This is a genomic window from Microbacterium sp. F1-18, from assembly GCF_052921305.1.
The window spans coordinates 350,357-365,096 of the sequence record NZ_JBREVD010000003.1; the positions used below are offsets into that span (position 1 = coordinate 350,357).

General features: G+C 68.5%; 15 protein-coding genes, 1 tRNA gene and 1 pseudogene. 11 read left to right on the plus strand and 6 right to left on the minus strand.

The genetic code is table 11. From position 1 onward, the window contains the following. Window positions 1-55: 55 nt before the first annotated feature. The gene (locus tag ACU6RU_RS10350) at window positions 56-883 is read right to left on the minus strand and encodes a transglutaminase-like domain-containing protein (RefSeq protein WP_120264802.1); all 828 of its coding nucleotides are present in this window, start codon (window positions 881-883) and stop codon (window positions 56-58) included. A 104-nt stretch (window positions 884-987) separates the two neighbouring features. Between ACU6RU_RS10350 and ACU6RU_RS10355 the strand changes: the two genes are divergently transcribed. Both ACU6RU_RS10355 and ACU6RU_RS10360 read left to right on the plus strand, forming a co-directional pair. After that, on the plus strand, window positions 988-1,395 hold the full coding sequence (locus ACU6RU_RS10355; protein WP_446726481.1) for a RidA family protein: 408 nt from the start codon (window positions 988-990) through the stop codon (window positions 1,393-1,395). A gap of 75 nt (window positions 1,396-1,470) precedes the next feature. Then, window positions 1,471-2,277, plus strand: coding sequence for an SGNH/GDSL hydrolase family protein (locus ACU6RU_RS10360; RefSeq protein ID WP_446726482.1), 807 nt, complete (start codon window positions 1,471-1,473; stop codon window positions 2,275-2,277). Between the two features lie 507 nt (window positions 2,278-2,784). Here ACU6RU_RS10360 and ACU6RU_RS10365 read toward each other — a convergent pair. The 5 genes and pseudogenes from ACU6RU_RS10365 to ACU6RU_RS10385 form a co-directional block, all read right to left on the minus strand. Next, window positions 2,785-3,246, minus strand: a pseudogene (locus ACU6RU_RS10365) (alpha/beta fold hydrolase); the annotation flags it as partial. A 92-nt stretch (window positions 3,247-3,338) separates the two neighbouring features. Continuing rightward, complete coding sequence (locus tag ACU6RU_RS10370) at window positions 3,339-3,758, minus strand: YybH family protein (protein WP_446726483.1); 420 nt, start codon at window positions 3,756-3,758, stop codon at window positions 3,339-3,341. Continuing rightward, on the minus strand, window positions 3,755-4,354 hold the full coding sequence (locus ACU6RU_RS10375) for a GNAT family N-acetyltransferase (RefSeq protein ID WP_446726484.1): 600 nt from the start codon (window positions 4,352-4,354) through the stop codon (window positions 3,755-3,757). Before ACU6RU_RS10375 ends, ACU6RU_RS10370 begins: the two co-directional genes overlap by 4 nt. Continuing rightward, on the minus strand, window positions 4,351-4,707 hold the full coding sequence (locus ACU6RU_RS10380; protein ID WP_289329937.1) for a transcriptional regulator: 357 nt from the start codon (window positions 4,705-4,707) through the stop codon (window positions 4,351-4,353). The genes ACU6RU_RS10375 and ACU6RU_RS10380 overlap by 4 nt, the downstream gene beginning before the upstream one ends. Then, a complete protein-coding gene (locus ACU6RU_RS10385; RefSeq protein WP_446726485.1) occupies window positions 4,704-5,129 on the minus strand; it encodes a hypothetical protein in 426 nt (141 codons plus the stop codon). Before ACU6RU_RS10385 ends, ACU6RU_RS10380 begins: the two co-directional genes overlap by 4 nt. Before the next feature lie 88 nt (window positions 5,130-5,217). Between ACU6RU_RS10385 and ACU6RU_RS10390 the strand changes: the two genes are divergently transcribed. The 9 genes from ACU6RU_RS10390 (at window position 5,218) to ACU6RU_RS10430 (ending at window position 14,721) form a co-directional block, all read left to right on the plus strand. Continuing rightward, window positions 5,218-5,293, plus strand: a tRNA-Arg gene (locus ACU6RU_RS10390). A 298-nt stretch (window positions 5,294-5,591) separates the two neighbouring features. Continuing rightward, window positions 5,592-9,971 carry an FtsK/SpoIIIE domain-containing protein gene (locus tag ACU6RU_RS10395; protein ID WP_446726486.1) on the plus strand — a complete coding sequence of 1,460 codons (4,380 nt, stop codon included), beginning with the start codon at window positions 5,592-5,594 and terminating at the stop codon, window positions 9,969-9,971. A gap of 115 nt (window positions 9,972-10,086) precedes the next feature. After that, the gene (locus tag ACU6RU_RS10400; protein WP_289329940.1) at window positions 10,087-10,374 is read left to right on the plus strand and encodes a WXG100 family type VII secretion target; all 288 of its coding nucleotides are present in this window, start codon (window positions 10,087-10,089) and stop codon (window positions 10,372-10,374) included. Between the two features lie 158 nt (window positions 10,375-10,532). Further along, window positions 10,533-10,670, plus strand: a complete 138-nt coding sequence (locus tag ACU6RU_RS10405) for a hypothetical protein (protein ID WP_446726487.1) — start codon at window positions 10,533-10,535, stop codon at window positions 10,668-10,670. Continuing rightward, entirely contained in the window at window positions 10,670-12,463 is a 1,794-nt protein-coding gene (locus ACU6RU_RS10410) for an alpha/beta hydrolase (protein WP_446726488.1), read from the plus strand. Before ACU6RU_RS10405 ends, ACU6RU_RS10410 begins: the two co-directional genes overlap by 1 nt. 91 nt (window positions 12,464-12,554) lie before the next feature. Beyond that, the gene (locus ACU6RU_RS10415; protein ID WP_289329942.1) at window positions 12,555-12,953 is read left to right on the plus strand and encodes a hypothetical protein; all 399 of its coding nucleotides are present in this window, start codon (window positions 12,555-12,557) and stop codon (window positions 12,951-12,953) included. Between the two features lie 329 nt (window positions 12,954-13,282). Next, the gene (locus ACU6RU_RS10420; RefSeq protein ID WP_446726489.1) at window positions 13,283-13,687 is read left to right on the plus strand and encodes a hypothetical protein; all 405 of its coding nucleotides are present in this window, start codon (window positions 13,283-13,285) and stop codon (window positions 13,685-13,687) included. Continuing rightward, a complete protein-coding gene (locus ACU6RU_RS10425) occupies window positions 13,684-14,202 on the plus strand; it encodes a hypothetical protein (protein WP_446726490.1) in 519 nt (172 codons plus the stop codon). Before ACU6RU_RS10420 ends, ACU6RU_RS10425 begins: the two co-directional genes overlap by 4 nt. Before the next feature lie 222 nt (window positions 14,203-14,424). Continuing rightward, the gene (locus ACU6RU_RS10430) at window positions 14,425-14,721 is read left to right on the plus strand and encodes a WXG100 family type VII secretion target (protein WP_446726491.1); all 297 of its coding nucleotides are present in this window, start codon (window positions 14,425-14,427) and stop codon (window positions 14,719-14,721) included. Window positions 14,722-14,740 lie beyond the last annotated feature (19 nt).

Genomic DNA, 14,740 nt, shown 5'->3' on the forward strand with positions numbered 1-14,740 from the left:
CCCTCCGATTCTAGGCGGGCGCCGCAGCGCCGATGCTGAACGCCTCCCGCCGGCGTCAGGCGAGGACGACCCAGGCCTCGTGGTCGTCGCTGGCGGGGTCGTCGACGGCGGGGGCTCCCCCGTCGACCTCCGCGTCGACTCGCAGATGCGTGAGCGCGACGTTGCCGCCGTAGTAGCTCAGGAATGCGCAGTCGGCGGCATCCCGACCGGTCGCGATACGGACGAGACCGCGCCGGTTCGACAGCCGGGTCGCGTCGATGACGTGCCATGCGCCGTCGACGTACGCCTCGGCGACGGCGTGGAAATCCATGGGACGAAGGCCCGGCGCGTAGCAGGCGGCGTAGCGCGCGGGGACGTCCATCGCGCGCAGCAGCGCGATGACGAGGTGCGCGTAGTCGCGGCACACACCCTGACCGCTCGCGAGGGTCGTGACCGCCGAGTCGGTGCCGAGGCTGAGTCCCGGCGCATACGTCGTGCTGGTGGCGACGAAGTCGCTGACGGCCGAGACCAGCTCGCGGCCCTGCAGGCCCCGGAACTGTCGGCGCGCGTGCGCGAACACCTCGTCGGACTGCGCGTAGCGACTCGGCCGCAGGTAGGCGATGGTCTCGAGCTCGCTCGTCGGCGACGGGGTGGCGACACCCTCGACGACAGCGCGGTAACGGATCGCGATCGTCCCCGCGTCGCCCGCGACGCGGTGGATGCGGGTGCCCGCGGGAGACGCCGGAGGGTCGACGATCTCGGAGACGGAGAGCGCGCGGCCGGCGAGCGTGACGCTCAGTTCTTCGTCGCGAAAGGATGCCGCCCGCGACGCGGCGATCTGCAGGATGACATCGACGGGACCGGTCAGCTGGAGGTCGAGTTCGGCCGTCAGGATGCGCTGCACCGGGTAATCCTCGCACGCGGCGAAGCGGCGACGGGCCGCTCACGGAGGTGATCGGATCGGACGCGATGGCAGGCTGGTGCGCGGCCACGAAACGAGGAGCCCTCATGTCGAAGACCGTCACCCTCATCCGCGCGTCGTCCCTCTCGGATGCCGCCGAATACGCGTACGCCGCCACCGCCCCCGCGGATGCACGCCTCATCTTCCTCGCCGGGTCCTGCCCGCTCGCCGCGGACGGATCGACGGTCGGCGTCGGCGACTACGCCGCGCAGGCGGCATCCTGCATCGAGAACATGACGGTGGCGCTGAGCGCGGCCGGAGCGAGCATCGAGGACGTCATCAGCACCCGCGTGCTCGTCGCCTCGAGCTCGCAGGCCGACCTCGTGACGGCCTGGGAGGTCGTGCGCGGTGCCTTCGGAGACCATGACGTGCCGAGCACGCTGCTGGGCGTGACGGTGCTGGGGTACGACGACCAGCTCGTCGAGATCGAAGCGGTCGCCGCCGTCCGCGACTGAGCCGGCGCGTCGGGACCGGATCGCGTCACCACGCGGACGTCCCGCACACCCGATCCGATGACGTACCCTCAGCGTGTGCAGACCCGAAGCGCCCGCCCCCGCCGCAGGACCGTGTGGGCTGTCTCGGCGATCACGGCTGCGGTCGTCGCGCTGGCGCTCACGGCCGTCCTGCGCCCCTGGTCGGCTCCGACAGCCGCTCCGGTGGCGGCTGCGGACGGACCGGTCGCCAGCGTCGAGGCGCCGCCCCTCTCGCTTGCGTCGGGGGCGCGCGTCCTGATCTTCGGCGACTCGTGGACCTACGGCTCCGCGGCATCCGATCCGGCGCTCGGCTACGCGTACGTCGTCGCACAGCGAACCGGCTGGACGACGATCGTCGACGGCGTTCGGGGCAGCGGGTATCTCAAGCCCGGTATCGACGGCCCCTCGTTCGGCGACCGCATCGCCGCTCTCGACCCCGCGCTCGACCCCGACCTCGTGATCGTCCAAGGATCGATCAACGATCGCAAGCAAGGCGCGGCCGGATACCGCGACGCTGTGAACGCGGCATGGGATGACCTCGCGGCGATCTATCCCGACGCGCGCATCATCGTGCTCGGGCCCGCGCCGCAGGTGCTGCCGGTGGAGGCCGAGACGGCCCGCATCGACCGGGATCTCGCCGAGCTCGCCGGTGCCCGGGGCTGGTGGTATCTCTCCCCCATTGCGGAGGACTGGATCACCGACGCCAACTACGGCGACGTCATCGACACCAGCGCCACGGGCCGCGACCATCCCTCGACGGCGGGGCATGCGTATCTCGCCGATCGCCTCGCGGCCGACGTTGCGGCGATCACCGAAGCACCGGCGGTCGCCGCCGAGCCCGCCCCCGAGCCACTCGTTCCCTGACGGCGGCTGTCGCTCCGCGGCGCCCGGCACGCTCTCCCCTGCGAGGAATGCCCGGATGCCGTCGGCGAGTTCCGCCGACAGAGTCCGGTGCAGGTAGTGCTCCCCGGCCATCCGGACCACCACACCCCGCGATACCGAAGCCGCCTGCGCCTCGTGCAGCTCAACCCAGCCCTCGACGTCGGAATCATCGGCCACGACGAACAGGAGCACCGGGAGGTCCGCCGGGAAGGTCCGTCCGGTCGCCGCGGCGAAGTTGTCCGCCGCGCGTCCCATCTCGTCGATCATCGTGGGGGCCGCGGTGTTCCGAGCTTCGAGCATGCGGATCTGCTCCCGCGTCGTGTCGTCGTAGGCCTCGACGTCGTAGGGATCGTCAGCGAGGCCCCGCAGAAGTCGGCTGATCCCGAGGTCTCGCAGCAGCACGACGGCGTCGGTCGCGATGGGCTCATCGGCGCCTGGCTGGCCGGGAACGCTGCTGTCGATCCCGACGAAGGCGACCACCTCGTCGCGGTAGTCCTCGACGTACGACAGGGCGTACACACCCGAGATCGAGTGCCCCGCCAGCACGTACCGCTCGATGCCCAGCTGCTGCAGCGCCTCGTGCACCTCGGCGGCGATGTTCTCAGCGGTGCGCGGCACGTCGGTCTGATCGCTCAGTCCCGTCCCGAACGGCTCGACCGCGACGACGCGGTAGGTGTCGTCGAGCTCATCGATGAGCGGGGCGAAGTCGAGGCCGGGTGCCGCCGTTCCGAGCCCGGGGAGGAGCACGATCGTCTGCCCGTGGTCGCCGCTCACGACGACGTTCAGCTCACGCCCGCCGACCAGCACACGCTGCCCGTACGGCTCGATCCGGCCGGCCTCGTCTCGCGTGGCGACGGCGTTGACCGTCGCGGTCGTCGCGAGGGCCCCGGCGAGAGCGGCGACGAGCAGCACGGGCGGGAGGATGATGGCGAGCTTGGTCGATCTCTTCACGGGACTTCCTCGATGACGGGACCGCCGGGCGAGTGCGCCCGGCGTGTTCCCTCAGTCGACCAGGGCGCCGAGTTCCACGGGAGAGGCGACTGTCATCGATCGGAGTGACATATGTCATCGCCGTCGCTGCCTGCGCCAGCGGCCTCCGCGGGGCCCGCGCTCAGGTGCTCGTGCACCAGGCGCCAACCCGAGTCGGTCCGGTGGAAGACGTTGGTCGCCCGACCGGAACCGCTGCGGGTCTGTCCGTCGATGTGTCCGCTCCAGCGGTACGTGTAGACGGCCACCGCTGCGTCGGCGGCATCCACGACCCACGTGATGTCCTCCGCGCCGTACTCCTCGTCGGGGATCAGTGCCCAGGTCCGCTCGAAGTAGGCGCGCACGGCCGCGAGCCCGGCGCAGGTGGCATCGCCGAAGTAGTAGACGGCGCTCGCGTCGAGCAGCTGCTGCACCTCGTCGAAGTCGTGCGTGTTCGTCGCGGCGATGTAGCGCGCGAGAGTCTCGGATGCCGTCACGCCCGGGTCCTCCCGTTCGCCGGAGCGGCGTCGGCGACGACGGCTCTCATCCCCCACACCGGCGGCCCGTCCGGCGGGTCGACCCGTGAGACGACCGTGAAGCCGTGTCGTTCGTACAGCCGCACGTTGCGCTCGTCGGACGTGTCGAGGGCGAATCGGCCGGCTCCCCGCCGCGCACCCTCGGCGAGCGCGAATCGGATGAGCTCGGACGCGAGGCCGCGCCCCTGGCGTGCCGGCAGCACGCCGACAGTCTCGATGCGCCATGACCCGGGCTCGGGCGACGCGCCCTCGGAGTCGCCGAGCCGCCCGAGCCGGTCGCCGTGCAGCTGGACGATGCGGTCGACGGCGGCGGGCTCCGGCTCGGGCGCATCGGGCGGCAAGACGGCGATCACGCCGTCGGCCGGGCCCGTGATCCCGACGAAGCCGTGGGCGTGCGCGTGCCGCAGGTAGACGAGCTGCAGCTCACGGAGCCGCCACGCGTAGTCATCGTCGGGGATGACGTGACGCGTCCACGGGTAGTTCTCGAACGCCGCCGCGAGCGCGTCGGCGGCGGCATCCAGTTCGTTCTCGGCGGCGAGTCGGAGGTGAGATGTCATGCGGGGGTGTCCTTGTGTTCGGGGGCCGGTTCGGGTGCCGCTGCCGGTGGGTTCACGGAGCCGGATTCGACGATCGCCTGCAGCGTCTCCAGGTGGCGGGCGAACGCCTCGCGACCGGCATCGGTGATGCCGACCCACGTGCGCGTGCGCCGGCCGACCGCTTCCTTCCGCACCTCGACCAGACCCGCGTCGGCGAGCACGGTGAGCGTCTGCGACAACGTCGAGTCGCTCACCTCGAGCAGATCGGCGAGGAAGCGGAAGTCGACGTCTTCGAGATTGCGGAGGGCCGCGAGCAGAGAGAAGCGCACGGGTGAGTGGATGAGCGCATCGATGTCCTTCCGGGGATGACTCATCGGCGTGAGCTCGGGAAGAGGCAGGCGAGGATCGGAGAGATCGACACGACTCCCGCGAGCACCCACCACCACGGCGACGAGAGCTGCAGCAGCTGCAGGGCCGGATCGAGCATCAGCGTGTAGAGCGCGAACCACGTCGCGACCGCGATACCCATGTTGCGCATCCCGTTGCGCGGCGCCGATCGCTCGGATCGGAGCGCGATCATCCAGATGCAGACCGACGCGAGGACGAACGGCAGGAAGGCCTTCCAATAGTCCGCCCCGGCGACATCGACCGACAGCGTGAAGGCGAGCGCGTAGGCCGCCTGCAGCACGACGAAGATCCGGAACCAACGCGTCGCGCGACGCGCATCCCTCTCGGCCTTCGTCCCGACGGCGACCATGCGGGCGGCGTCATCGTATGCGAAGTTGTTTTGCGTCATGCAACGACTTTAACACTTGTAAAGCGCTCGTCGCCACTTCTCCCCCGGTCGTTCCGGTCGCCTCTGCGGTGATAGTCTCGATCGGCACGCCTCCGTAGCTCAGGGGATAGAGCGTTGGTTTCCGGTACCAAAGGTCGCAGGTTCGATTCCTGTCGGGGGCACCAGTGACAGAAGGGCAGTCGAGGATTCGGCTGCCCTTCCGTGTACCCAGACGGGTGCCCGATGGAGCCGGCCCCGGGGATGACGTCGCCGGGTCGCTCGGCGGGATCGAACCTCCGCGCCGTCGGCACGTCCGCGCAGACGAAATAGCTCGTGATCGAGAAAACAACGGCGCTCCCTCTGTGAGATTCGTTCCGATAGTGCGGCGCATCGAAAATCACATCGCCGGGAGTCGGTAAATCACCGACCTTCCTCGCGTCTTATCGATGGGCATTACGCTCGGGGCAAAAGCGGAGGGGTACCGTGCGACTGAAGTTGATTGTCCGTGATCAGCAGGGGGACCGTGACGTCGTCGTCACGTGCGACGCGACGGCGACGGTGGGAGATGTCGCAGCCGCCCTCGCGGGCCAGGCGGATGGCCAGCGTCGGTCTCAGCCGCTGACGCTTTGGGCCCATGCACCCGGCGCCCCGGACGCTCAGACGCTGAACCCGCTGTTGTCGCTGCACGATTCGGGGCTGCGTTCCGGAACGAGCGTTGCGCTCGTCGAGCCGCGGACCGCGCCGCCGTCCGAAGCCGACGCGCGGGCCACGCTCGCCGTCACCGACGGGCCAGACGCCGGCCTGACGGTTCGCCTCGGCTCGGGCGTGAGCTTCGTCGGCCGTGATCGCGCCGCTCACGTGCGACTGCGCGATCCACTCGTGTCGCGACGGCACGCGAGCGTGACCGTGTCGGGGAGGTCCGTCGTCGTCTCGGATCTGAACTCCGCCAACGGCGTGGAGGTCGACGGCGAACGCGTCGACCGCGCCGTCCTGCTGCACCGGTCTCAGGTGCGCATCGGGTCGACGAGGTTCCGCGTCGACCCGGTATCCACGGCGAGCGGCGCCGAAGCGACGCGAGAGTTCTCGCGATCTCCCCGTGTCGTGGAGCCCTGGCGAGCACCCGAGTTCGAAGCTCCCACGCTGCCGTCGGTCGGCGAGCGTCCCCCGTTGCCGTGGATCGGCATCGCGGCACCGATCATCGCGGGCGCCGCCTTGTTCGCCATCACTCAGAATCCGCTGATGCTGCTGTTCATCGCTCTGTCTCCGATCCTCATGCTCGGCATGTGGGTGGATCAGGTGTTCCGACGCCGGAAGCAGAAGAAGGAGCAGAGCGCCCGGTTCCGTACCGGTCTCGCGTCTCTGGAAACCGATCTGAGCGAGCATGCGGCAGCGGAGCACGCCGCACGATTGGCGGAGTCGCCGTCGGTGAGTGACATCGCCGAGGCGGTCTCGACCCGGTCGCCGCTCGTCTGGACGCGCGTCCCCGAGCACGGCGCCTTCCTCTCCGTACGATTCGGGCGCGGAACCCTGCCGTCGCGGGTGTCGGTCACGATGCCCTCGCGCGACCTCGGCGCGACCGACGAGTGGCACGAGCTCAAGCGCATGGTCGACCGCTTCGGGAATCTCGAGGGTGTGCCGGTGGCCGAGCGATTCCGGGATGCGGGAGCCATCGGCGTGGCCGGCCCCGACCAGTTCGCCGGTGATGCCGCGCGGGCGCTCCTGCTGCAGATCGCCGGCCTTCACTCCCCCGCGGATGTCGCGGTGTGCGCGTTCGCCGCGGGAGACGCCGCCGCGGAGTGGTCGTGGGTGAAGTGGCTCCCCCATACCGATGGCCCGCACAATCCCCTTCCCACTCCGCTCGCCGCGGACCTCCCCGCCAGCACGCGACTGCTCTCCGACCTCGAAGAGCTGATCCAACAGCGGACGCTCGCCCGAGGCGGAGCCGCGCAGGTGCGCTCGCACATCTCGGCGGAGACCCCGGGCGCACCGGGGTTGTGGGAGCCGGCGGAGCGCGAACCGCTGACACCCGCGGTGGTGGTCTTCATCGCCGGCGACCCGGCGGTCGACCGGGGGCGGCTCGTGCAGGTCGCGCACGACGGACCGGATGTCGGCGTCTATACGGTGTGGCTGGCCGGCGACGTGAGCCATCTGCCGGTGGTGTGCCGCACCTACATCGCTGCGCGCGCTGCGCAGGCCACGGTGTCGTTCGTGCGTCACGGCGCGGAGGTCGCCCTGACGCATATCGAGCTGGTCGACCCGCCGCAGGCGGAACGGGTGGCTCGCGCTCTCGCACCGCTCGAGGATGACGGCGCGCCGGTGCTGGACGAATCCGATCTCCCCTCCGCCGTGTCGCTCGTAGAGCTCTTCGACGACGACATCGCGGGCGATCCCCACGCCGTCGCGGGGCGGTGGGACAAGAACGACTCGCTCATGGCTCGCTGGATTCCTGGCGTCCCGAGGGAAGCCGGCGGGCTGGGAGCGCTCGTCGGCCAGGGTGCGACCGCGCCGCTGCGTATCGACCTGCGTCGCGATGGTCCCCATGCTCTCGTGGGTGGCACGACCGGCTCGGGAAAGTCCGAGTTCTTGCAGACGTGGATCCTGGGGATGGCCGTCGAGCATTCGCCGGATCGCCTGACCTTCCTCCTCGTCGATTACAAGGGGGGTTCGGCATTCGGCGACTGCGTCACCCTTCCGCATACGGTCGGACTGGTCACCGACCTGACGCCTCACCTGGTCAAACGCGCGTTGATCAGCCTGCGCTCCGAGTTGAAGCGCCGCGAGGAGATCCTGGCGGCCAAGGGAGCGAAAGACCTCGTCACGCTGGAGGAGCGCGGCGACCACGACGCACCTCCATCCCTCGTGATCGTCATCGACGAATTCGCCGCACTGGTGACGGAGGTGCCGGAATTCGTCGACGGGGTGATCGACATCGCACAGCGAGGACGCTCGCTCGGTCTTCACCTCGTGATGGCTACCCAACGACCGGCCGGCGTCATCAAAGAGTCACTGCGCGCCAACACGAATCTCCGTGTCGCCCTGCGCGTGGCGGACGAAGCCGATTCGCAGGACGTGCTCGGCATCGACCGCGCCGCGCACTTCGACCCCGGCACCCCCGGACGCGCCGCGGCGAAGCTCGGCGCCGGACGGGTCATCGACTTCCAGACCGCGTACGTCGGGGGACGCGCCGACCACCGGGATGCCGCAGAGGTGGAGATCCGTGATCTTCCCTTCGCCCCCGCGGCCGCCTGGCCACGACCGGCGGCAGCCGCGGCACCGACATCCGGGGAACGCGACATCGAGCGGCTCGCGGCATCGATCGGCGCCGCATCCGCCCAGCTCGCGATCGCGGCTCCACGCCGTCCCTGGCTGGACGCGCTTCCCGACGCCGTCGACCTCGCCGACCTCCGCGCGTCGGGCGACGGGCTCGCCATCGGGATGCAGGACGAGCCCGAGCATCAGACCCAGACGCCGTTCGTCGTCGACCTGGATGCCGTCGGCAACCTCGTGGTGTTCGGCACCGGCGGCGTCGGCAAGACGACGTTGCTGCGCACCCTCACCATCGCCGCGAGCGTGGGACGCGCCCCGGCGTGGGTCTACGCGATCGACTCCGTCGGCGGCGCACTGTCGAGCCTGTCGGCGCTGCCCAATGTGGGTGCGGTGATCGCACTCTCCGACGCCGAACGCGTCACCCGACTGTTGACCCAGCTCCAGGAGTGGGTGAACGAGCGGTCCCGCCTGTTCGCCACGGCGAATGCGGCCACCCTCTCGGCGTACAACCGCACCGCGGCGAATCCGCTCCCCCGCATCATCGTGCTCATCGACGGAATGGCCGCATTCCGTTCGGAGTACGAGTTCCGCGACGCCGGGCGGCTGTTCGACGGCTTCACCGGACTCCTCACGAACGGACGGCAGGTCGGCATCCATTTCGTCCTCACCGCAGACCGCCAAGCGGCCATCCCGCAGTCGATCCTCGCCTCGCTGCAGGAGCGCATCGTGCTCCGTCTGGCCGCCGATGTCGAATACGACCTGATGGGGGTGCCCCGCGACGCTCTCACCGACGCCCCGGCGGGGCGCGGATACGCGCGCGGGCGGGAGGTTCAGATCGCCACACCCGGCGGAACGGCCGACCTCGCCGCGCACACGCAGGCGCTGACCGACCTGGCGCGAGAGATCACCACGACAGCCACGCCGGTCCGCCGACTCGATGAGACCATCCCCTGGGCGAGCCTTCCGGCAACGGTGGACGGGAGCCCCACTCTCGGAGTCGCGGATGACACCCTCGAGCCGGTCGGCATCACCGACGGCCTGTTCGTCGTCTCGGGTCCGTTCCAGTCGGGTCGCACCACGGCGATGCGAACCATCATCCATGCCGTCACCGCGACGAGCCCGCCACTGCCCGCCTACCTCCTCAGTGCACGCCCGGGCGACCTCGCACACGCGACCGCATGGACCGCAGCGGGGACGGATGTCGACGACGCCGACGACCTCGCGAACCGACTCGCGATGGATCTGCAATCCGGCGCCGTGCCCGAAGCGCTGATCGTCATCGAGAGCAGCCCCGAGTTCGAGGCGACCGCGGCGGAAGGCTCGATCGCTCGTCTGCTGAAAACGGCGCGCCGCGCGCCCGGCATCCGCGTCGTCGTCGAAACGGATACCGTCACCGCGGGGGCGGCATGGCAGATCTTCACCGAGCTGAAGACCGCCCGGGGCGGCATCGTGCTGCAGCCCGAGGAGACCGACGGCGCGGGAATCTTCCGAGTGCCATTTCCCCGATCGACGCGCGCCGAGTTCCCCGTCGGCCGCGGGTTCCTCGTCACTTCCGGGAGAGTCCGCCGCGTTCACGTCGCACTTCCTCCTCGGTGACACCGAAAAGCGCCAGCATTGACCGTTCTGTCCCCCAAAAGGTGGACACGGGGGTTATCGGCGAACAATGTATGGTGGAAAAGCCTACGTAGAAGGGGATCTCACAATGGCGAACATGAATGTCACATATGGCGAAATGACCTCCCGCGCCGACCAGCTCATCGCCGGTCGCGACGAAATCAACACCACCCTGCAGCGCCTGCAATCGCAGATCAACGCGCTCGTCACCCAGGGCTTCGTCACCGACCGGTCTTCGGGCGCATACCAAGAGGCATACAACCGGTTCAACGCCGGAGCAACCAACACCATCGGCGGCCTGAACGACCTCGCCGCGTTCCTCCGCACCACCGCCCAGACCCTGCAGGACGTCGACACCCAGATCGCCTCCCGCATCGGCCGCTGAGCAAGACGAACATTCGCATGACCTCGGCTCTGTTCGCTGACTACGGTCGGATCCGAACCGCTGGAGAGCGCCTGGCAAGCGGCCCGAATGGGCTGCGAACATTCTCCGTAGAGGGCGACTCGTCGTGGCTCGGTTCCTCGGCCGTCGGTTCGGCCCTCATGGAATCGACCCGGCTCCGAATGGCTCGGGCGCAAGCGCTGGCCGATCAGCTCTCCGTGACCGCGGCGGGCGTCCAGGACGCCGTCGCGCAGCTGACGTCGGCAGACTCCTCTGCCGCTCAGGCGGTGGGTGGCTGATGGCGCAATGGACGACATCGGATCCGGGGGCGGGAAGCCCGGCCGACATCCGTGCGAGCGCGGGCCGTAGGCAGAGCGAAGCCGCTCGCACCCGTGACGCCCAGCACAACGTGTCACTTGCCGGCGCTGTCGCGGGCGACGGGTGGCAGGGCGCGGCGGCCGGGGCGCTGAGCGCGCGGACCGCGGCCCTCGCGGCAGAGATGAACGCGCTCGCGGGCCAAGCCGAATCGGATGCTGGAGCGCTGCGTCGTTACGCGGATGAGGTGGAGACCATCAAGCATCAGCAGAACACCCTCGCAGCTCGGCGCGGACGACTCGAGAGCCAGCTGCGCGCCGCGCAGCACCAGGATCCGGTGCAGCCCGTCCTGCCCGATGATCCCGCCCGCCGGATTCTCGAGCGGCAGATGACCGGGCTGCGCGATCAGATCGCAGTGCTCGACGCCCAGTTCGCAGCGCTCGCGCAACAGCGTTCGGCGGCCGACGGCGCAGCGATCATGGCGCTGACGAGCTCGTCATCACGGGGAGGCTTGGCTGCGCACCCCGCAGTGACATCGGGATCCGTCAGCGGAATCGGGCTATCGGACCTCGCGGGCATGAGCGAACTCGACCTGGCAACGCTGTTTCATCTTCACCCCGAACTCGCGACTCAGGTGCAGCAGAACGCCGGAAGCGCTCACGAAGTCGCTGCGTGGTGGGCCGCGCTGTCAGCCATTCAGAGACAGAACCTCGTTCTGGGTGCACCCGCTCTCATCGGCAACCTCGAAGGCGTGACGTACCGTGCCCGAGACGTCGCAAACCGTATCGTCCTCGACCGACGCATCGCCGAGGAGGAAGCCAGGCAGAAGCGACTCATCGCACCGCCGGGAGGATTCACCCCGACCGCGCCGGACGTGGTGGTCGTATCCGGAGACCTCATAGCACTCCGCAACATCCGAGACTCGCTGGAGTCGCCTGCCGGGGGCGGGCCACGCTTTCTCGTCTCTCTCACGGCCGATAGCCCGCCGCTCGCAGCGGTATCGATCGGCGACCTGGACTCTGCTGACAATGTCACCTACGCGGTTCCCGGGATGGGGACCACCACCGCCGGAATGTATGACTGGGCGGAATCCGCACAGAACATCTCTGACGCGCAGACTCGCGCGGATGCGACCCGGTCTCATGCGGTGGTGGCGTGGGTCGGATACAAGGCCCCTGAAACCCCGCCAGCCAGCCTCGATGTTTTCGGGGTGGAGCTCGCACATGCCGGGGCGACGAAACTGGTCACCGCGCTCGAGGGGTTCGCGGCGCTGCGGACCGATGCGCAACTGAATGTCGTCGCGCACTCCTACGGAAGCACCACCGCGGCCGCGGCGCTGTCCCGACCCGGGGTTCATGTGGATAGTCTTGCCATAGTCGGGTCCGCGGGTCTGCCCGCCACCATCGACTCCGCCTCCGATCTGCATGCCGATCAGATATTCGCCGGACAAGCCCAAGATGTCATGAGCATCGACCCTGCCGGCGGCGACCAATGGGCTTGGGTGGGCAGGCTGTCGGAAGAGCACCCCGTGAACCCCATCGACCCCAGTTTCGGAGCGAAGGGATTCAGCGTGGCAGGAACCAACGGCATGAGCCCCGTCACCGACCACGCCGTCAGCACGTCCGAGGGCAACGGATACCTCGACCCAGGAACGGAATCTCTCCGTAATGTTGCATTCGCGACGGTGGGCAGAGGGTCAGAGGTCACGCCTTATGAGCCGCCCCACCTCACCCCCTTCCAAGAAGCGCTGCTGTCAGGACTCGCGCGTGGCCACTAACCGACGCTGGACCCACGTGATCAGCGCAGCGACTGCCGTTGTGGTCTGTGGCGCCCTGTCTTCGAGCTGCACCCCGATTAAGGAAGCGTCAATGACCCCACACGAAGCACGCGACACCCTCATCTCCACGATCGAGGAGAGCGCTGCCCTGCTGGACGTGTCCGGGTGGAACCGCGACCACGCCGCCAACGTACAGAGTTGCGGCCCCGACGGTCAGAGTGCGAAGTACGGCTACGGGTACGGCGCACCCCAACCAGACCCTCCTCGAGACCGCCACGCCGACGCTAAAACGATCGCCGACTACTGGACCTCATTAGGCATGACCGTCCGCACCGTGGAGACCAATGGCACGCCAGCCGTCTTCGCAAACGGTGGCCCGATCGCCGCACTGAGCTTCTCCCCGGCCCCCGGCGACTACTACATCTCCGGAACATCACTCTGTGTTCCCGGCGACGTCAGCGAACTACGCAAAGAACAAACCCGCGGCTGACGACGACCACTCGCAGCACATCGCTTGACCCCGGCACACCCCCACGACCGAGGACGGTGATGCGATGGCACTTCCGGGAGAGTCCGCCGCGTTCACGTCACACTTCCTCCTCGGTGACACCGAAAAGCGCCAGCATTGACCGTTCTGGGGCTCGGGTGGGCGGGTCAGCGCTTATGCTCCGCCAGACCGAACACCGTTCGAGAAAGCGCTCATCTCCGGGATCGTACATGGACGCTAAACGACGGTGGATGCGAACGATGGTCGCGGCGGCCGTGGCAGCGGCGCTGGCGTCGATGTCTTCGAGCTGCACCGCGAGTCAGGGAGACCCAATGACCCCCCAGGAAGCACGTGACCTGCTGATCGCAACGATCGAAGAGAGCGCCGCCCTACTGCACGTGCCGGGGTGGAACAGTGACGGCGCGCCCGGCGTCCAAAAGTGCGGCCCGGATGGCACCAGCGCGAAGTACGGCTACGGATACGGCGCGCCTCAACCGGACCCACCCCGGGACCGTCACGCCGACGCCAAGAAAGTCGCGGATCACTGGAGGACGCTGGGCATGACCGTGCGCGTCATCATCAATCCCGAGGGTGATCCTGTCGTCTTCTCGACCGGCGGTCCGGTCTCCGGTCTAAGGTTCGTCACTGCCGCACCCGGCGACTACTACATCGCCGGCTCGTCGCTGTGCGTCCCCGGCGACGCGGACGACTTACGGAAGGAAGAAGCCCGACGGTGACGATGACGTATCGCGCTGACCAACACAACCATCGACATACCCGGGCAATCGCATCCGTCATCGCCGCCGGGCTCCTCCTGACCGGCTGCACAACGAATCAGCACGACACAATGACCCCGCACGAAGCACGCGACACCCTCATCTCCACGATCGAGGAGAGCGCTGCCCTGCTGGACGTGTCCGGGTGGAACCGCGACCACGCCGCAGGCGTCCAAAGTTGCGGTCCCGACGGCACGAGTGCGAAGTACGGCTACGGGTACGGCGCACCCCAACCAGACCCTCCTCGAGACCGCCACGCCGACGCTAAAACGATCGCCGACTACTGGACCTCATTAGGCATGACCGTCCGCACCGTCCTAAACCCCGAAGGCGACCCCGTCGTCTTCTCGACCGGCGGGCCGGTTCAGGGGATGAAATTCGTCACTGCGCCACCCGGCGACTATTACATCGCCGGAACATCCCTCTGTGTTCCCGGCAACGTGAGCGAGCTACGTAAAGAACAAACCCGCGGCTGACGACGACCACTCGCAGCACATCGCTTGACCCCGGCACACCCCCACGACCGAGGACGGTGATGCGATGGCACTTCCGGGAGAGTCCGCCGCGTTCACGTCGCGCTTCCTCCTCGGTGACACCAAAAAGCGCCATCATTGACCGATTGTCCCCCGAAAGGTGGACACGGGGGTTATCGGCGAACAATGTAGGGTGGAAAAGCCTACGTAGAAGGGGATCTAAATATGGCGAACATGAATGTCACATATGGCGAAATGACCTCCCGCGCCGACCAGCTCATCGCCGGTCGCGACGAGATCAACACCACCCTGCAGCGCCTGCAGTCGCAGATCAACGCACTGGTTTCTCAGGGTTTCGTGACGGATCGCTCATCGGGCGCATACCAAGAGGCGTACAACCGGTTCAACGCCGGAGCGACGAACACCATCGGCGGCCTGAACGACCTCGCCGCTTTCCTCCGCACCACCGCACAGACCCTGCAGGACGTCGACACCCAGATCGCCTCCCGCATCGGGCGCTGACCAGCCCGGCCTCGGTCGT